At 52.1% G+C, this 17,463-nt stretch carries 16 protein-coding genes and 2 tRNA genes; 6 read left to right on the top strand and 12 right to left on the bottom strand.

All coding sequences use genetic code 11. The features are described 5' to 3' along the window. The first annotated feature begins 108 nt into the window (after positions 1-108). Positions 109-1,593, top strand: a complete 1,485-nt coding sequence (gene gppA, locus C3D30_RS19350) for a guanosine-5'-triphosphate,3'-diphosphate diphosphatase (protein WP_000535974.1) — start codon at positions 109-111, stop codon at positions 1,591-1,593. A 104-nt stretch (positions 1,594-1,697) separates the two neighbouring features. Here the strand turns inward: gppA and rep are convergent, their stop codons facing one another. After that, entirely contained in the window at positions 1,698-3,719 is a 2,022-nt protein-coding gene (gene rep, locus C3D30_RS19345) for a DNA helicase Rep (protein ID WP_001238878.1), read from the bottom strand. A 215-nt stretch (positions 3,720-3,934) separates the two neighbouring features. On the opposite strand from rep, the gene C3D30_RS19340 reads away from it, so the two are divergent. Further along, positions 3,935-4,384 carry a type II toxin-antitoxin system PemK/MazF family toxin gene (locus C3D30_RS19340; RefSeq protein WP_000996704.1) on the top strand — a complete coding sequence of 150 codons (450 nt, stop codon included), beginning with the start codon at positions 3,935-3,937 and terminating at the stop codon, positions 4,382-4,384. A gap of 156 nt (positions 4,385-4,540) precedes the next feature. Then, complete coding sequence (ppiC, locus tag C3D30_RS19335) at positions 4,541-4,822, top strand: peptidylprolyl isomerase PpiC (protein ID WP_001140258.1); 282 nt, start codon at positions 4,541-4,543, stop codon at positions 4,820-4,822. Between the two features lie 74 nt (positions 4,823-4,896). On the opposite strand, the gene ilvC is transcribed toward ppiC, so the two are convergent. Continuing rightward, positions 4,897-6,372 carry a ketol-acid reductoisomerase gene (gene ilvC, locus C3D30_RS19330; RefSeq protein WP_000024944.1) on the bottom strand — a complete coding sequence of 492 codons (1,476 nt, stop codon included), beginning with the start codon at positions 6,370-6,372 and terminating at the stop codon, positions 4,897-4,899. 151 nt (positions 6,373-6,523) lie between these two features. On the opposite strand from ilvC, the gene ilvY reads away from it, so the two are divergent. Further along, positions 6,524-7,414, top strand: coding sequence for an HTH-type transcriptional activator IlvY (gene ilvY / locus C3D30_RS19325; RefSeq protein WP_000365756.1), 891 nt, complete (start codon positions 6,524-6,526; stop codon positions 7,412-7,414). Here ilvY and ilvA read toward each other — a convergent pair. The 7 genes from ilvA to ilvL form a co-directional block, all read right to left on the bottom strand. Then, complete coding sequence (gene ilvA / locus C3D30_RS19320) at positions 7,411-8,955, bottom strand: threonine ammonia-lyase, biosynthetic (RefSeq protein WP_000785603.1); 1,545 nt, start codon at positions 8,953-8,955, stop codon at positions 7,411-7,413. The two genes, ilvY and ilvA, sit on opposite strands and share 4 nt — an antisense overlap. A gap of 2 nt (positions 8,956-8,957) precedes the next feature. Continuing rightward, the gene (gene ilvD, locus C3D30_RS19315; protein WP_001127416.1) at positions 8,958-10,808 is read right to left on the bottom strand and encodes a dihydroxy-acid dehydratase; all 1,851 of its coding nucleotides are present in this window, start codon (positions 10,806-10,808) and stop codon (positions 8,958-8,960) included. 64 nt (positions 10,809-10,872) lie between these two features. Next, positions 10,873-11,802 carry a branched-chain-amino-acid transaminase gene (gene ilvE / locus C3D30_RS19310; protein ID WP_105287281.1) on the bottom strand — a complete coding sequence of 310 codons (930 nt, stop codon included), beginning with the start codon at positions 11,800-11,802 and terminating at the stop codon, positions 10,873-10,875. A 19-nt stretch (positions 11,803-11,821) separates the two neighbouring features. Beyond that, positions 11,822-12,085 (bottom strand): acetolactate synthase 2 small subunit, encoded by a 264-nt coding sequence (gene ilvM, locus C3D30_RS19305; protein ID WP_000983255.1) that lies wholly within the window; start codon positions 12,083-12,085, stop codon positions 11,822-11,824. After that, complete coding sequence (gene ilvG, locus C3D30_RS19300) at positions 12,082-13,728, bottom strand: acetolactate synthase 2 catalytic subunit (protein WP_105287280.1); 1,647 nt, start codon at positions 13,726-13,728, stop codon at positions 12,082-12,084. The genes ilvM and ilvG overlap by 4 nt, the downstream gene beginning before the upstream one ends. 2 nt (positions 13,729-13,730) lie before the next feature. Beyond that, positions 13,731-13,781 (bottom strand): peptide IlvX, encoded by a 51-nt coding sequence (ilvX, locus tag C3D30_RS19295; RefSeq protein WP_001387183.1) that lies wholly within the window; start codon positions 13,779-13,781, stop codon positions 13,731-13,733. Between the two features lie 86 nt (positions 13,782-13,867). Next, positions 13,868-13,966, bottom strand: coding sequence for an ilv operon leader peptide (gene ilvL, locus C3D30_RS19290; protein WP_001311244.1), 99 nt, complete (start codon positions 13,964-13,966; stop codon positions 13,868-13,870). 350 nt (positions 13,967-14,316) lie between these two features. Here ilvL and C3D30_RS19285 point away from each other — a divergent pair, with 350 nt between their 5' ends. Beyond that, positions 14,317-15,837, top strand: coding sequence for a YifB family Mg chelatase-like AAA ATPase (locus tag C3D30_RS19285; RefSeq protein WP_000059004.1), 1,521 nt, complete (start codon positions 14,317-14,319; stop codon positions 15,835-15,837). 24 nt (positions 15,838-15,861) lie between these two features. Here C3D30_RS19285 and maoP read toward each other — a convergent pair whose 3' ends face one another. After that, on the bottom strand, positions 15,862-16,200 hold the full coding sequence (gene maoP, locus C3D30_RS19280) for a macrodomain Ori organization protein MaoP (protein ID WP_000841001.1): 339 nt from the start codon (positions 16,198-16,200) through the stop codon (positions 15,862-15,864). Between the two features lie 118 nt (positions 16,201-16,318). On the opposite strand from maoP, the gene hdfR reads away from it, so the two are divergent. Beyond that, the gene (gene hdfR, locus C3D30_RS19275) at positions 16,319-17,158 is read left to right on the top strand and encodes an HTH-type transcriptional regulator HdfR (RefSeq protein WP_000379263.1); all 840 of its coding nucleotides are present in this window, start codon (positions 16,319-16,321) and stop codon (positions 17,156-17,158) included. 95 nt (positions 17,159-17,253) lie between these two features. On the opposite strand, the gene C3D30_RS19270 is transcribed toward hdfR, so the two are convergent. Next, a tRNA-Trp gene (locus C3D30_RS19270) sits at positions 17,254-17,329 on the bottom strand. Between the two features lie 8 nt (positions 17,330-17,337). Then, a tRNA-Asp gene (locus C3D30_RS19265) sits at positions 17,338-17,414 on the bottom strand. Between the last annotated feature and the right edge of the window lie 49 nt (positions 17,415-17,463).

Below are 17,463 nucleotides of genomic sequence, written 5' to 3'. Positions count from 1 at the left end.
CAAACTGTATCAAGATGGCAAGAGAATGAATCCCGATGCGCTTACTGTAGTAAGTGATTTGGGTGAAAGAATGCAGCCAACGCAGAGACAGATTGAAGGATGAAGAGTATGGGTTCCACCTCGTCGCTATATGCAGCTATTGATCTCGGTTCAAATAGTTTCCATATGCTGGTAGTGCGCGAGGTGGCTGGAAGCATCCAGACGCTGACGCGAATTAAACGTAAAGTGCGTCTGGCTGCTGGCCTGAACAGCGAAAATGCCCTGTCTAATGAAGCAATGGAGCGCGGCTGGCAATGTTTGCGCCTGTTTGCTGAACGTCTGCAAGATATCCCACCATCGCAAATTCGCGTTGTCGCTACGGCGACGTTACGACTTGCCGTCAATGCCGGTGATTTTATTGCTAAAGCGCAGGAAATCCTAGGTTGTCCGGTACAGGTGATCAGCGGTGAAGAAGAAGCTCGCCTGATTTATCAGGGTGTTGCTCACACCACCGGCGGAGCCGATCAGCGCCTGGTCGTGGATATTGGCGGCGCCAGCACTGAACTGGTAACCGGCACGGGTGCACAAACCACCTCGTTGTTCAGCCTGTCGATGGGCTGCGTCACCTGGCTGGAACGCTATTTTGCCGATCGTAATCTGGGGCAGGAAAATTTTGATGCTGCAGAAAAAGCGGCACGCGAAGTGTTACGTCCGGTTGCCGATGAATTGCGGTATCACGGCTGGAAAGTGTGCGTTGGCGCTTCCGGCACCGTGCAAGCATTACAGGAAATCATGATGGCGCAGGGAATGGATGAGCGCATTACCCTTGCGAAGTTGCAGCAACTGAAACAGCGCGCTATTCATTGCGGTCGGCTGGAAGAGCTGGAGATTGAAGGGTTAACGCTGGAGCGCGCATTAGTATTCCCGAGTGGTCTGGCGATCCTGATAGCTATTTTTACCGAGCTGAATATTCAGTGTATGACGCTGGCTGGCGGTGCTCTACGTGAAGGCCTGGTCTACGGCATGTTGCATCTGGCGGTTGAGCAGGATATTCGCAGTCGTACACTGCGTAATATTCAGCGCCGCTTTATGATTGATATTGATCAGGCGCAGCGCGTGGTCAACGTTGCCGCTAACTTGTTTGATCAGGTAGAAAAAGAGTGGCATCTTGAAGCGATTAGCCGCGATTTGCTAATCAGCGCCTGTCAACTTCATGAAATTGGCCTTAGCGTTGATTTCAAACAAGCGCCGCAACATGCCGCTTATCTGGTGCGTAATCTGGATCTTCCCGGTTTTACGCCTGCGCAGAAAAAGCTGCTGGCGACGCTATTACTCAACCAGACGAATCCTGTCGATCTCTCATCGTTGCATCAACAAAATGCCGTACCGCCGCGCGTTGCGGAACAACTCTGCCGTTTACTGCGCCTGGCAATCATTTTTGCCAGCCGTCGCCGTGATGATTTAGTGCCGGAGATTACATTACAAGCCAACCATGAACAGTTGACCCTGACGCTGCCGCAAGGTTGGCTGGCTCAGCACCCGCTGGGTAAAGAAATTATCGATCAGGAAACTGAGTGGCAGAGCTATGTCCACTGGCCGCTGGAAGTGCTTTAACGTGTAATGTGCCGGATGCGATGCTGACGCATCTTATCCGGCAATAATTCCGCTTTCCGGTGCCGTGACCATCTAATCCAACCAGCCCCAGGCAAGACAAATGGCTATTTGCCTCGTTTTGCTGCCATCATCGCTTTCAGATTCGCCAGATGGCTTTGCCCTTTCTGCATCCGTTCTTCGGCGCTGACCACTTTGCGCTCTTGTTCCCAAATCAAGTCATCCTGCGGCAGCTCCAGCAGGAAGCGGCTTGGCTCCGGGCGCACCAGTTCGCCGTACTGACGGCGTTCTTTACACAGCGTAAAGGTCAACTCTTTCTGAGCGCGGGTGATGCCGACATAGGCCAGCCGCCGCTCTTCATCGATATTATCCTCGTCGATGCTGCTTTGGTGCGGCAAAAATCCCTCTTCCATACCGACCATGTAAACATAGGGAAACTCCAGCCCTTTCGACGCGTGCAGAGTCATCAGTTGCACCTGATCAAGCTCTTCGTCACTCTCGCCACGCTCCATCATGTCGCGCAGAGTAAAGCGCGTCACCACCTGGGTGAGCGTCATCGGCTCATCCAGTTCGCTACCTTCCAGCATCTCCGTCATCCAGCTAAATAACTGGTTAACGTTCTTCATGCGCATTTCGGCGGCTTTCGGGCTGGGTGACGTTTCGTATAACCAGGATTCATAATCCATCCCGTGGATCAGATCGCGCACTGCGGCGATAGGCTCCCGCTCCGCCAGTCGCTGGATTTCCGCCAGCCAGTGAGTAAATCGGGTCAACGCTTCATAACCACGTCCACTCAGTGTCTGACTCAACCCCATATCAAAGCTGGCGGTAAACATACTTTTATTACGCGTCATCGCCCACTCGCCCAGCTTTTTCAGCGTCGCCGGGCCAATCTCTCGCTTCGGCGTGTTAACGATACGCAGGAACGCACTATCATCGTCCGGATTAGTCAGTACACGCAGATAAGCCAGCAAATCCTTGATTTCAGGGCGGGAGAAGAATGAAGTACCGCCGGATATTTTGTACGGGATGCGGTTTTGCATCAGGAATTTTTCAAACACCCGCGACTGATGGTTGCCGCGATAGAGAATGGCGTAATCTTTGTACTGTGTTTTGTTGACGAAGTGATGCGCAATCAGCTCGCCGGTAACGCGCTCGGCTTCATGTTCTTCGTTATTCGCGCTTAAAACTTTTAGTTCCGCGCCATAGCCAAGTTCGGAGAACAGACGCTTTTCAAATACGTGCGGGTTATTGGCGATGAGAATGTTGGCCGCTTTCAAAATACGCCCGGAAGAGCGGTAATTCTGCTCAAGCTTAATCACCTTCAACGTTGGGAAATCCTGGCTCAATAGCACCAGGTTTTGCGGTCGGGCACCGCGCCAGGAGTAGATCGACTGGTCATCGTCACCCACCACAGTAAAGCGTGCACGGCTACCCACCAGCAGTTTCACCAGTTCATACTGGCTGGTGTTGGTGTCCTGATACTCATCCACCAGCAGGTAGCGAATCTTGTTTTGCCAGCGTTCGCGTACTTCCTCATTGCGTTGCAGCAGCAACGTCGGCAATAAAATCAGATCGTCGAAGTCGAGAACATTGCACGCTTTCAGGTGCGCATCATACAGCCCATAACAATGGGCAAAAATGCGATCCCGCTCGCCTTTTGCCTCTGCCGCCGCCTGCGCAGGAGTTTTGAGATCATTCTTCCAGTTAGAGATGGTTGAGATCAGCTGTTGCAGCAGAACTTTGTCATCTTCAATCAGTCCTTCGGTCAGCTCTTTGAGCAAAGCCAGCTGATCGGTATCGTCAAACAGCGAAAAGTTCGCTTTCATCCCCAACGCCGCATACTCGCGTTTGATGATATCCAGCCCCAGTGTGTGGAAAGTGGAGATCATCAGCCCACGCGCCTCTTTGCGCCCCAGCGTCTGCCCGACACGCTCTTTCATCTCGCGCGCTGCTTTATTGGTAAAGGTCACCGCCGCGATATGTCTCGCCTGATAACCGCAGCCACGGATCAGATGGGCGATTTTATTAGTGATAACACGAGTCTTGCCGGAACCCGCGCCCGCCAGCACCAGGCAGGGGCCGGTAACGAATTCGACAGCTTGTTGTTGGCCGGGGTTTAGACGCATAGGAGTATTGCTCAATCTTCGAACGGGGGGAGGATTGTAGCAGAATCGCATTTGAATGTGACCGAGTGTAAACCGCTAACCGGATAACGACTGATGTTTAAATCAGAGAGGAAAGGCCGAAACCGGAATTCATCGTGAATCCATTAGACTTAGAAAATATCGGGTCGTAACGTTGTGTTATTATTTTTCAGAGTTTACTAAGGAGAGGTTTACTCGTGGCGATTAATTTCAGCCCTAAGGTTGGTGAAATACTGGAATGCAACTTTGGTAACTATCCTGTTAGCCAGAATGGACAGATCAGTACGGCGTATTACGATGGCCGCATTCCACCTGAGATGATAAAAAACAGGCTGGTTGTCGTGCTCAATGGAAAAATTAATGGCAATGCATGTATCGTCGTTCCATTATCAACCACTCGCGACCATGACAAGTTAAATCGTGGAATGCATGTTGAAATAGCCAGTAATGTTATCAATGACCTGCAATTCTTTGATCAGCAGATACGTTGGGCCAAAGCCGACCTGGTACAACAAGTCAGTCGAAATCGATTAAACAGAGCAAGGACTTATAGAGGGTATCTTAATCAATGTTTGCCGCATGAATTGGTTGCAGACATACAGAGGGCGGTCATTAAGTCAATCAATGCCATATCGCTCATAAATTGACAATAAAATCACCATCCTCGATAATGACTCTGTAGCCCATAGAGGCCCTAAGTTTACTCCCCTTGAGGGACCTGCGAAGCCCGGATTTTCCGGGCTTTTGCCATATATGTACCAGCCCCTCTCCCTGACTGACACTTTTTAATTCAAGGCACGATCATGGCAAAAACAGCAGCAGCACTGCATATCCTTGTAAAAGAAGAGAAACTGGCTCTGGAACTTCTGGAGCAGATCAAGAACGGCGCCGATTTCGGCAAGCTGGCGAAGAAACACTCCATTTGCCCGTCAGGCAAACGCGGTGGTGATTTAGGTGAATTCCGCCAGGGTCAGATGGTTCCGGCGTTCGATAAAGTGGTTTTCTCTTGTCCGGTGCTGGAGCCGACTGGCCCGCTGCATACCCAGTTCGGATATCACATTATTAAGGTGCTGTACCGTAACTAACAGCAAGGCCTTCTCCGGGAGAAGGCCTTGAGTGTTTTCTCCCTCTCCCTGTGGGAGAGGGCATCAGCGCACACTTAACCCGCAACAGCAATACGTTTCATATCCGTCATATAACCGCGCAGTTTCTTACCAACCTGCTCAATCGCATGGCTGCGAATCGCATCATTTACATCACGCAGTTGCGCGTTATCTACCGCCCCTTCCGGAATAGCTTTACCCAGATCGCCAGGCTGCAGCTCCGCCATAAACGGTTTCAGCAGCGGTACACAAGCGTAAGAGAACAGATAGTTACCGTACTCAGCGGTATCAGAGATAACCACGTTCATTTCGTACAGTCGCTTACGGGCGATGGTGTTGGCAATCAACGGCAGCTCGTGCAGTGATTCATAGTAAGCCGACTCTTCGATGATGCCGGAATCAACCATGGTTTCGAATGCCAGCTCAACGCCAGCTTTCACCATCGCGATCATCAGCACGCCTTTATCGAAGTACTCCTGCTCGCCGATTTTACCTTCATACTGCGGTGCGGTTTCGAACGCGGTTTTGCCGGTCTCTTCACGCCAGGTCAGCAGTTTCTTATCGTCATTGGCCCAGTCTGCCATCATGCCGGAGGAGAATTCGCCGGAGATGATGTCGTCCATATGTTTCTGGAACAGCGGCGCCATGATCTCTTTCAGTTGTTCTGACAGCGCATAAGCACGCAGTTTCGCCGGGTTAGAGAGCCTGTCCATCATCAGGGTGATGCCGCCCTGTTTCAGTGCTTCGGTGATGGTTTCCCAACCGAACTGAATCAGTTTTTCTGCATATGCCGGATCAGTGCCTTCTTCTACCAGCTTGTCGAAGCACAGCAGAGAACCAGCCTGCAACATACCGCACAGGATAGTTTGTTCACCCATCAGGTCTGATTTAACTTCCGCAACGAAAGAGGATTCCAGAACGCCGGCACGATGACCGCCGGTTGCTGCCGCCCAGGCTTTAGCAATCGCCATGCCTTCACCTTTCGGATCGTTTTCCGGGTGAACGGCGATCAGCGTCGGTACGCCGAATCCACGTTTGTACTCTTCACGCACTTCGGTGCCAGGACATTTCGGCGCAACCATCACTACGGTGATGTCTTTACGGATCTGCTCGCCCACTTCTACGATATTGAAACCGTGAGAGTAACCCAGCGCCGCGCCATCTTTCATCAGCGGCTGAACAGAACGCACTACGTCGGAGTGCTGTTTGTCTGGCGTCAGGTTAACGACAAGATCCGCCTGCGGGATCAGCTCTTCGTAAGTGCCAACTTTAAAACCGTTTTCGGTCGCTTTACGCCAGGACGCTCGCTTTTCGGCAATCGCTTCTTTTCGCAGGGCATAGGAGATATCCAGACCAGAATCACGCATGTTCAGACCCTGGTTGAGACCCTGCGCGCCACAACCGACGATGACCACTTTTTTACCCTGAAGGTAGCTCGCGCCGTCAGCGAATTCGTCGCGCCCCATAAAGCGACATTTACCCAACTGTGCCAGCTGCTGGCGCAGATTCAGTGTATTGAAGTAGTTAGCCATGGTGATTCCTCGTGATGTTGTGCTTCTTATTGTTCGGTTCGCTGTTGAGCGAGAATGTCACCACATTACAACAGGAAATTTATTGCGGAAATTGATATATTCACAACGTCACATTGCAATTTCTGCAACGTCATGACTGGGGGTTAAGACTGTGGATTTACGCGACCTGAAAATGTTTCTACATCTGGCAGAAAGCCGCCATTTTGGCCGTAGCGCACGGGCGATGCACGTTAGCCCATCCACGCTCTCACGGCAGATTCAGCGGCTGGAAGAAGATCTCGGCCAACCGCTTTTTGTACGCGATAACCGCACGGTAACGCTGACGGAAGCGGGCGAAGAGCTGCGCGTTTTCGCCCAGCAAACTCTGTTGCAGTATCAGCAATTGCGCCACACCATCGACCAGCAAGGGCCGTCGCTCTCTGGAGAATTACATATCTTCTGCTCGGTGACCGCCGCTTACAGTCATCTTCCACCGATTCTTGATCGCTTCCGCGCGGAACACCCGTCGGTGGAGATTAAACTCACTACCGGTGATGCGGCGGATGCAATGGAAAAAGTGGTTACCGGAGAAGCGGATCTGGCGATAGCCGGTAAGCCAGAGACTCTGCCAGGTGCGGTGGCATTTTCGATGCTGGAGAATCTGGCGGTGGTGCTGATCGCGCCTGCGCTGCCCTGCCCGGTGCGTAATCAGGTATCAGTCGAAAAGCCCGACTGGTCAACGGTGCCGTTTATCATGGCCGATCAAGGGCCGGTGCGCCGCCGCATTGAGTTGTGGTTTCGACGTAACAAAATCAGTAACCCGGTGATTTACGCCACGGTTGGTGGGCATGAAGCGATGGTATCAATGGTGGCGCTTGGCTGTGGCGTGGCGCTGCTGCCAGAAGTGGTGCTGGATAATAGCCCTGAACCAGTACGTAACCGCGTGATGATTCTTGATCGCAGCGATGAGAAAACGCCGTTTGAGCTGGGCGTTTGTGCGCAGAAAAAGCGGCTACATGAGCCGCTGATTGAAGCGTTCTGGAAGATTTTGCCGAACCATTAACCCGCCAAAAAGAACCTGAACGCCGGGTTATTAGTTTCGTCGTGGCAATCGTAGCCCAGCTCATTCAGCCGGGTTTCGAAATCCGGTTCATGGTCACCAAGCTCGAACGCCGCCAGTACGCGCCCGTAGTCAGTACCGTGGCTGCGATAGTGGAACAGCGAGATGTTCCAGTGCGTACCCAGCGTGTTGAGGAAGCGCAGCAGCGCGCCCGGCGATTCCGGGAATTCGAAACTGTAGAGGCGCTCCTGCAACGGATGCGATGGACGCCCGCCGACCATATAACGCACATGCAGCTTCGCCATTTCGTCGTCGGAGAGATCAACCACGCTGTAGCCGCCGTCGTTAAGCATCTGCAAAATTTCTTTGCGCTCTTCGAGGCCGCGACTTAAGCGCACGCCGACAAAAATGCAGGCGTTTTTCGCATCAGCAAAACGGTAGTTGAACTCGGTGACCGAACGCCCGCCAAGCAACTGGCAGAACTTCAGGAAGCTACCCTTTTCTTCTGGGATGGTTACTGCCAGCAACGCTTCACGCTGTTCGCCCAGTTCGCAACGTTCCGAGACGTAGCGCAAACCGTGGAAGTTCACGTTGGCACCAGAAAGAATATGCGCCAGTCGTTCACCACGAATGTTGTGCTGGGCGATATATTTTTTCATTCCCGCCAGAGCCAGTGCGCCAGAGGGTTCCGCCACTGCGCGCACATCTTCGAACAGATCTTTCATCGCTGCGCAGATGGCATCGCTATCGACAGTGATGATGTCGTCGAGATACTCCCGACACAGGCGGAAAGTCTCATCGCCGATGCGTTTTACCGCAACACCTTCAGCAAACAGCCCCACGCGCGGCAGATCTACGGGATGCCCAGCATCCAGCGCCGCTTTCAGACAGGCGGAATCTTCTGCTTCTACGGCGATAACTTTGATTTGCGGCATCAGTTGTTTGATCAGTACCGCTACGCCTGCCGCCAGGCCACCGCCACCAACCGGCACAAATACGCGGTCGAGATGGGCGTCCTGCTGGAGCAGTTCCAGCGCCAGTGTGCCCTGCCCGGCGATCACCATCGGATGATCGAACGGCGGCACCCAGGTGAAGCCCTGCTGCTGAGACAATTCAATCGCTTTCGCTTTTGCTTCGTCAAAGTTCGCGCCGTGAAGCAGCACCTCACCGCCGAAGCCGCGCACCGCGTCGACTTTGATGTCGGCGGTAGCAGTTGGCATGACGATCAGCGCCTTCACACCTAACCGAGCGGAGGAAAACGCGACACCTTGCGCATGGTTACCCGCCGAGGCGGTGATCACACCGTGCGCTTTCTGTTCTTCCGTCAGACCTGCCATCATGGCGTATGCGCCGCGCAGCTTGAAGCTGTGCACTGGCTGGCGGTCTTCGCGCTTCACCAGTATCACGTTATCAAGACGCGACGACAGTTTTTCCATTTTCTGTAGCGGCGTGACCTGTGCCGCTTCATAGACCGGCGCACGTAGCACCGCTCTTAAATATTCGGCACCTTCAGGGGCACCGGACAGGGGTTGCGAGTCAGCCATTATTAACCCCCCAGTTTCGATTTATCGCGCACCGCACCTTTGTCGGCGCTGGTCGCCAGGCTGGCGTAAGCGCGCAAAGCAAAGGAGACCTGACGTTCACGGTTTTTCGGCGTCCAGGCTTTGTCGCCACGGGCTTCCTGCGCTTCACGACGCGCCGCCAGTTCGGCATCGCTTACCTGCAACTGAATGCCACGGTTCGGAATGTCGATGGCGATCAGGTCACCATCTTCAATCAAGCCAATGCTACCGCCGCTTGCCGCTTCCGGCGATACGTGACCGATGGAAAGGCCAGACGTACCGCCAGAGAAACGACCGTCGGTGATCAGCGCACAGGCTTTGCCAAGACCCATCGATTTCAGGAAGCTGGTTGGGTAGAGCATTTCCTGCATCCCAGGGCCGCCTTTCGGGCCTTCGTAGCGAATAACAACCACATCGCCAGCGACAACTTTGCCGCCAAGAATCGCTTCTACAGCATCATCCTGGCTTTCGTACACTTTCGCCGGGCCGGTGAATTTGAGAATACTGTCATCGACGCCCGCCGTTTTAACGATGCAGCCGTTTTCCGCGAAGTTGCCGTAAAGTACCGCCAGGCCGCCGTCTTTGCTGTAGGCGTGCTCCAGCGAGCGGATGCAGCCGTTAGCGCGATCGTCATCGAGAGAATCCCAACGGCAATCCTGCGAGAATGCCTGTGTAGTGCGGATTCCCGCCGGGCCAGCGCGGAACATATTTTTCACCGCATCATCTTGAGTCAGCATGACATCGTATTGTTCCAGCGTTTGCGACAAGGTCAGGCCGAGCACGTTTTTCACATCACGGTTCAGTAACCCTGCGCGATCCAGTTCGCCGAGAATACCGATCACTCCACCAGCACGGTGAACATCTTCCATATGGTATTTTGGGGTGCTCGGCGCAACTTTGCACAACTGCGGGACTTTACGCGAAAGTTTGTCGATATCACTCATGGTGAAGTCGATTTCCGCTTCTTGTGCCGCCGCCAGCAGGTGAAGAACCGTGTTGGTAGAACCGCCCATCGCGATATCCAGCGTCATGGCGTTTTCAAACGCCGCTTTACTGGCGATATTACGCGGCAGTGCGCTTTCGTCGTTTTGCTCGTAGTAACGTTTGGTCAATTCAACAATGCGTTTACCGGCATTGAGGAACAGCTGCTTACGGTCCGCGTGAGTTGCCAGTAGCGAGCCGTTGCCTGGCTGCGACAGACCCAGAGCTTCGGTCAGGCAGTTCATCGAGTTAGCAGTGAACATCCCGGAGCAGGAACCACAGGTTGGACAGGCCGAACGTTCAACCTGATCGCTCTGGGAGTCAGAAACTTTCGGATCTGCCCCCTGGATCATCGCATCAACCAGATCAAGCTTGATTAACTGATCGGATAGTTTGGTTTTCCCGGCCTCCATCGGGCCGCCGGAAACAAAGATCACCGGAATATTCAGGCGCAGAGAGGCCATCAGCATCCCTGGGGTGATTTTGTCGCAGTTAGAGATGCAAACCATGGCATCGGCGCAGTGAGCGTTGACCATATACTCAACGGAATCAGCGATCAGTTCGCGAGATGGCAGTGAATAAAGCATCCCCCCGTGGCCCATGGCGATCCCATCATCCACCGCAATGGTGTTGAACTCTTTGGCAACGCCGCCTGCCGCTTCAATTTGTTCGGCGACCAGTTTACCGAGATCGCGCAGATGGACGTGACCCGGTACAAATTGAGTGAACGAGTTCACAACAGCGATAATCGGCTTGCCGAAATCGGCGTCGGTCATTCCGGTGGCGCGCCACAGCGCACGAGCACCCGCCATATTACGACCATGAGTGGTGGTGGCGGAACGGTACTTAGGCATACTTTATTTACTCCCAGTGTCTGTCTCGTAAATGGGACGGTGCGTGCCGTCCCATTTTTTGTATTTATTGATTAACCTGATCCAACCAGCCCCATTTATCTTCGGTTTCGCCGGTGAAGAGGCCGAAGAAGGCTTGCTGGATGCGTTTGGTGACCGGGCCACAACGGCCTTCACCCACCTGAATACCGTCGACGCTGCGCACTGGCGTGATTTCAGCCGCCGTACCGGACATAAACACTTCATCCGCCAGATACAGTGATTCACGCGACAGCACCTGCTCACGCACTTCAATTCCCAGCTCTTTCGCCAGTTTGATGATGGCGTCACGGGTAATACCCGGAAGCGCGGAAGAGGTGAACGGCGGGGTGAACAGCACGCCGTCTTTCACTTCAAACAGGTTTTCGCCTGCGCCTTCAGAGATGTAACCATTCACATCCAGCGCGATACCTTCCTGATAACCGTGGCGGCGCGCTTCGCTGCCAACCAGCAGGGAAGAGAGGTAGTTACCCCCCGCTTTCGCAGCGGTTGGAATGGTGTTTGGTGCCGCGCGGTTCCAGGAAGAAACCATCGCGTCGATCCCCTGTTCCAGTGCTTCCGCGCCCAGATAAGCTCCCCACGGGAAAGCGGCAATAATTACGTCGGTGGTGTATCCCGCTGGTGGGTTAACGCCCATGCCAACATCACCTACGAAGATCAGCGGACGGATATAGGCGCTGGTGAGATTGTTTTTACGAATCACTTCGCGGCAAGCTTCCATCAGCTCATCAATGCTCTGCGAAACCGGGAAGCGGTAAATTTTGGCGGAGTCATGCAGACGTTGCATATGCTCACGATGACGGAATACAACTGGTCCCTTATACGAATCGTAGCAACGGATGCCTTCAAAAACCGAGGTGCCATAGTGCAGCGCGTGCGACATCACATGCACCTTCGCATCTTCCCAGCGAACCATCTCCCCATTGAACCAAATGTAATCAGCTTTCTTCGTGGTCATTTTTATATTCCTTTTGCGCTCAGGCGCGGATTTGTTGTGATGTGGTTGTGCTCTGGCAGATAGCAACGTGTGCGACGTCTACCAGTTTATTTAACTGACTAAACAGTAAGTCGACCGAACGCGGGCTGGCAACGGTCAATTCAATATTTATATTTTGTGCATCGCTGGCGGCAGCCATATTCATTGAGCAGACGTGGAAACCACGATGACGCACCACGCGTAAAACACGTTCTAAGGTTTCCGGATTGAAGCGAGCCGATACATTGACCTGATGTTGCATCATGATAATTTCTCCAACATTTCTGAATTACTGGCGCCAGGCGGCACCAGCGGCCAGACGTTCTCAAGTTCGTCGATTGAGACATGAAGCAGGTATGGCCCATCACTGTTCAGCATGGTGTCGAGTGCCGCTTCAACCTGGTCTTTACGGGTGATGTGTTGGCCAGGGATGCCGAAGGCGCTGGCTAACATGAGGAAATCGGGGTTATCGGTAAGGGTGGTTTCGCTATATCGTTCCTGGAAAAACAGTTGCTGCCATTGTCGAACCATCCCTAACCGTTGGTTATCGAGTAAGACGATTTTCAACGGTAACTGCTTGCGTTTTACGGTGCCCAGCTCTTGCACATTCATCATGAAAGAGCCGTCACCGGAGATACAGACGACGGTATCGTTCGGTCGCGCAACTTGTGCGCCAACCGCCGCCGGTAAACCGAAACCCATAGTGCCTAAACCGCTTGAAGTGATGAAATTTTCCGGGCGAGTGTGGGCGATGTGCTGCGCAGCCCACATCTGATGCTGCCCCACATCAGTGGTCACGACGCAATCCGCAGGTTTACGATCCGACAGTTGTTTTAACAACAACGGCGCGTAGATAGCATCTCCAGGATGATCGTAACGCCAGGCATGTTCACTACGCATTTGTGCGCAGTATTGCTGCCATTCATCGATATTTAACGATTGCTGTAACGCAGGCAACAGTGTGTTTAAATCGCCTTGTAATGCCACATGCGCCTGACGCAGCTTGTTTATTTCTGCCGGGTCGATATCCATATGGATCACGCTGGCGTGTGGCGCGAACGTGTTAAGTTTGCCGGTAACCCGGTCATCAAAACGAGCCCCCACGGCGATCAGCAGGTCACATTCCTGCACTGCGAAGTTCGCCGCTTTGGTGCCGTGCATCCCCAGCATCCCCAGATAGTACGGATAATCCGCATCGACTGCGCCCAGCCCTTTCAGCGTGCAGGTGGCAGGCATTTTTGTGGCAGCGAGAAATTCATGCAGAGCAGGAACCGCCTGCGCCATACCCACGCCGCCGCCAACATACAGCATCGGTTTTTGCGCTTTTGCCAGCATCTGGCGCGCTTGCTCGACTTCGGCATGTGGGAAAGTCACTTCGTTTTCAACGGTGGTGAACCAAGGTTCCAGGTCACCGCTGGCTAACTGGATATCTTTAGGGATATCGACCAGAACCGGACCGGGACGACCTGAGCTGGCGACATCAAACGCTTCGGTCATGATGCGCGGCAACTCTTCCAGCGACTGTACCAGGAAGCTGTGTTTGGTACAGGCTAACGACAATCCCAGGACATCCACTTCCTGAAATGCGTCGGTGCCGATGAACGGTGCGGACACCTGACCGGTGATCGCAACGACAGGGATGGAATCTAACAGCGCATCTGCCAGACCAGTGATCAGGTTGGTTGCGCCAGGGCCAGATGTGGCGATGCACACACCAGTTCTGCCGGTAGCACGGGCATAACCGATAGCCGCCATTACCGCGCCCTGTTCATGCCGGCACAGCAAGTGTTCCACGCCACCGTCATACAATGCATCGTAAACAGGCATAATTGCGCCACCCGGATAACCGAAAACGGTGTTCACACCCTGTGCCCGCAAAGCATGTACCACCCACTGTGCGCCATTCATAGTTAGTTCCCCGTCCTGAATCTTGAGAAACAGAATTTTGTGCTGTTATTCATTGTCTGCTCCTCGATTATGTTTTTAAGGTCAAAAAAAACCCCCGGACCTTTCGGTGCGGGGGTCTTAGTTCGTTAAGGCTTGATCTCTAAGCCTTTCCTCGTCCAAGTGCAGCCCCGCACGGTGGGATAATAATCACCACCACGCTAATCACGACCAGGCTAATCACTCGTAGAAGGGCTGTCATTTTGTCTTTTCTTGCATCTTGTTCGAAGGAATGCCTAAAGAGTTACCATAGATTTTGCGAATAGCACAAGATATTTTTTATCCGATTCTTATGACTCTCATAATAATTTCTATAAAAACCATTGTTTTTTATATGAAAATTTGTGAGTGAAAAAAATTCAATTTCCGTATAATTCTCGCGCTCTTTGAGTGACTATTTTTTGTGCTTTTTATTTTTGCGAGAGTGATTCCATCACTAATACAACTCAAATTACTTTGCATAAATAAACGGGAATCAGCCGCTAAATAACACAATTTCGCAGACTACAGCAGGGATCTCTTATGTTCATAATGGTGGCTTAAGGAGGACTTATGTCACTGTCAATTGTTCATACTCGTGCCGCCCTGGGAGTAAACGCTCCCCCGATCACTGTTGAGGTACATATCAGTAAAGGTCTACCAGGATTAACAATGGTGGGCTTACCAGAAACAACGGTAAAAGAAGCCCGCGATCGCGTACGCAGCGCCATTATCAATAGCGGATATGAATATCCGGCGAAAAAAATCACCATTAACCTTGCTCCTGCCGATCTACCGAAAGAAGGAGGGCGATATGATTTACCTATCGCCATTGCATTGCTGGCGGCCTCTGAACAGCTTACAGCGAATCAGTTGGATGAATATGAATTAGTGGGCGAACTGGCGCTTACGGGCGCTCTGCGTGGTGTTCCAGGCGCAATATCCAGCGCAACTGAAGCCATTAAGTCAGGCAGAAAGATTATCGTCGCGAAAGACAACGAAGCTGAAGTGGGGCTAATTAACGGTGAAGGGTGTCTGATAGCTGATCATCTACAAACTGTCTGTGCGTTTCTGGAAGGTAAACATTCTCTCGAACGTCCTAAATCAACTGATGCCGTATCCAGTGTATTACAACATGATCTCAGTGATGTTGTGGGTCAGGAGCAAGGAAAGCGAGGACTGGAAATTACTGCTGCTGGCGGACACAACCTTTTACTGATTGGGCCGCCGGGAACAGGTAAAACAATGCTCGCCAGCCGTATTAATGGCCTGTTGCCAGATTTAAGCAATGAAGAGGCACTGGAGAGTGCCGCAATATTAAGTCTGGTAAATGCCGAATCAGTGCAAAAACAATGGCGGCAGCGCCCGTTCCGTTCACCGCACCACAGTGCGTCGTTAACAGCGATGGTGGGCGGTGGTGCAATTCCCGGGCCTGGTGAAATTTCGCTGGCGCATAACGGCGTACTTTTTCTTGATGAACTACCTGAATTTGAACGGCGTACACTGGATGCCTTGCGGGAACCCATAGAGTCAGGGCAAATCCATCTTTCACGCACACGAGCAAAAATAACCTATCCAGCCCGTTTCCAGCTTGTTGCGGCGATGAATCCCAGCCCAACAGGACATTATCAAGGGAACCATAACCGCTGCACGCCGGAACAAACGCTGCGCTATCTCAACCGACTCTCCGGTCCCTTTCTTGACCGCTTTGACCTCTCACTGGAGATCCCGCTACCGCCACCCGGTATTTTGAGCAAAGCGGTCATTCAGGGGGAAAGCAGCGCCACCGTTAAACAACGTGTAATGGCCGCCAGAGAGCGCCAATTTAAGCGGCAGAATAAACTGAATGCCTGGCTGGATAGTCCGGAAATACGACAATTTTGCAAGCTTGAGAGCGAGGACGCACAGTGGCTGGAAGAAACGCTAATCCATCTGGGGTTATCGATTCGTGCCTGGCAGCGGTTACTGAAAGTATCAAGAACCATAGCTGATATTGATCAGTCTGACGCCATCACACGTCAGCATTTACAAGAGGCTGTAAGTTATCGGGCTATCGACCGTTTGCTCATCCATTTGCAAAAGCTGCTGACGTAAAAAAAGGGCATTTCGCCCTTTTTATTAATCGTCGGAATCGGTGTAGTCTTCAGCACCTTCGACCTGCGGTTTACCGCCGGAAAGAGTGTGAAAACGTTTTGGACGCTTGATACGCGTCATATACTTGGACCACACGCGTTCTGCTTCTGTCACTGGCTCACGTTCGCCACGGCATACTGCTACGAAGAGTTTCTCTTCCTCGGTAACCGGCTCGCGTTTGCCGAGATCCAGCTCATTGAAGGCATAACCATGACGTTCAAGCAGTTGTGCCTCTTTGATGGTGAAATCACCATGACGAGAGAATCCACGTGGATAATGTTTATTGTCGAAATATCGATTAGTCGTCGTAAAGCTTTCCGCCATCCTGCACGCTCCTAATTCTTTGACCGAGCTAGTTATGGCGCGGAGTATTAGTTACGCTTGACAGAGTGTAAAACAAAACATTTAAATCATAACGACAAATAATTTTGCGGAGAGCACTGTGGATACGGAATTGTTAAAAACTTTCCTGGAAGTTAGCCGAACGCGTCACTTTGGCCGAGCGGCTGAATCGCTCTATCTGACCCAGTCAGCAGTGAGCTTTCGGATCAGACAACTAGAAAATCAGCTGGGTGTGAATCTTTTCACCCGTCACAGAAACAATATCCGTTTAACCGCAGCCGGTGAAAAGCTTTTGCCTTATGCAGAAACACTCATGAGCACCTGGCAGACCGCTCGTAAGGAGGTAGCGCATACCTCACGACATAATGAGTTTTCTATCGGTGCCAGCGCCTCGTTGTGGGAATGTGTGCTTAATCAGTGGCTGGGACGCTTGTATCAAAATCAGGATGCCCATACAGGCTTACAGTTCGAAGCGCGAATTGCCCAACGGCAGTCTCTGGTAAAACAGTTGCATGAACGCCAGCTTGATCTTCTTATTACTACTGAAGCACCCAAAATGGATGAATTTAGTAGTCAGTTACTGGGGCATTTTACTTTAGCACTCTATACCAGTGCCCCTTCTAAGCTAAAAGGTGAGCTTAACTATCTCCGTCTGGAATGGGGGCCGGATTTTCAACAACATGAGGCTGGTTTGATCGGTGCTGATGAAGTTCCAATGCTAACAACCAGTTCTGCTGAACTGGCACAGCAACAGATTGCGATGCTTAATGGTTGCACATGGCTACCGGTGAGTTGGGCACGTAAGAAAGGCGGACTGCATACCGTTGTCGACAGCACAACTCTTTCACGACCGCTCTATGCCATATGGCTGCAAAATAGCGATAAAAATGCGTTGATTCGCGATCTATTGAAAATTAACGTACTGGATGATGTGTATTAATCAAAATGGCCGGCAAGGATGCCGGTGGAAGGATTTACTTCGGAGAGGGTTATTTCAGACAAAAAAAATCCTTAGCTTTCGCTAAGGATGATTTCTGGCAGGGGCGGAGAGACTCGAACTCCCAACACCCGGTTTTGGAGACCGGTGCTCTACCAATTGAACTACGCCCCTAATTAGGGTGGCGGAACGGACGGGACTCGAACCCGCGACCCCCTGCGTGACAGGCAGGTATTCTAACCGACTGAACTACCGCTCCACCGAATTCTTTTACAACCACCGGTTTTATGACCGGCTTACTGCTTAAT

The sequence above is a fragment of the Escherichia sp. MOD1-EC5433 genome (assembly GCF_002966005.1).
In the GTDB taxonomy this organism is placed as follows: Bacteria; Pseudomonadota; Gammaproteobacteria; order Enterobacterales; family Enterobacteriaceae; genus Escherichia; species Escherichia ruysiae.
This window is presented reverse-complemented; position numbering and strand designations above follow the sequence as displayed.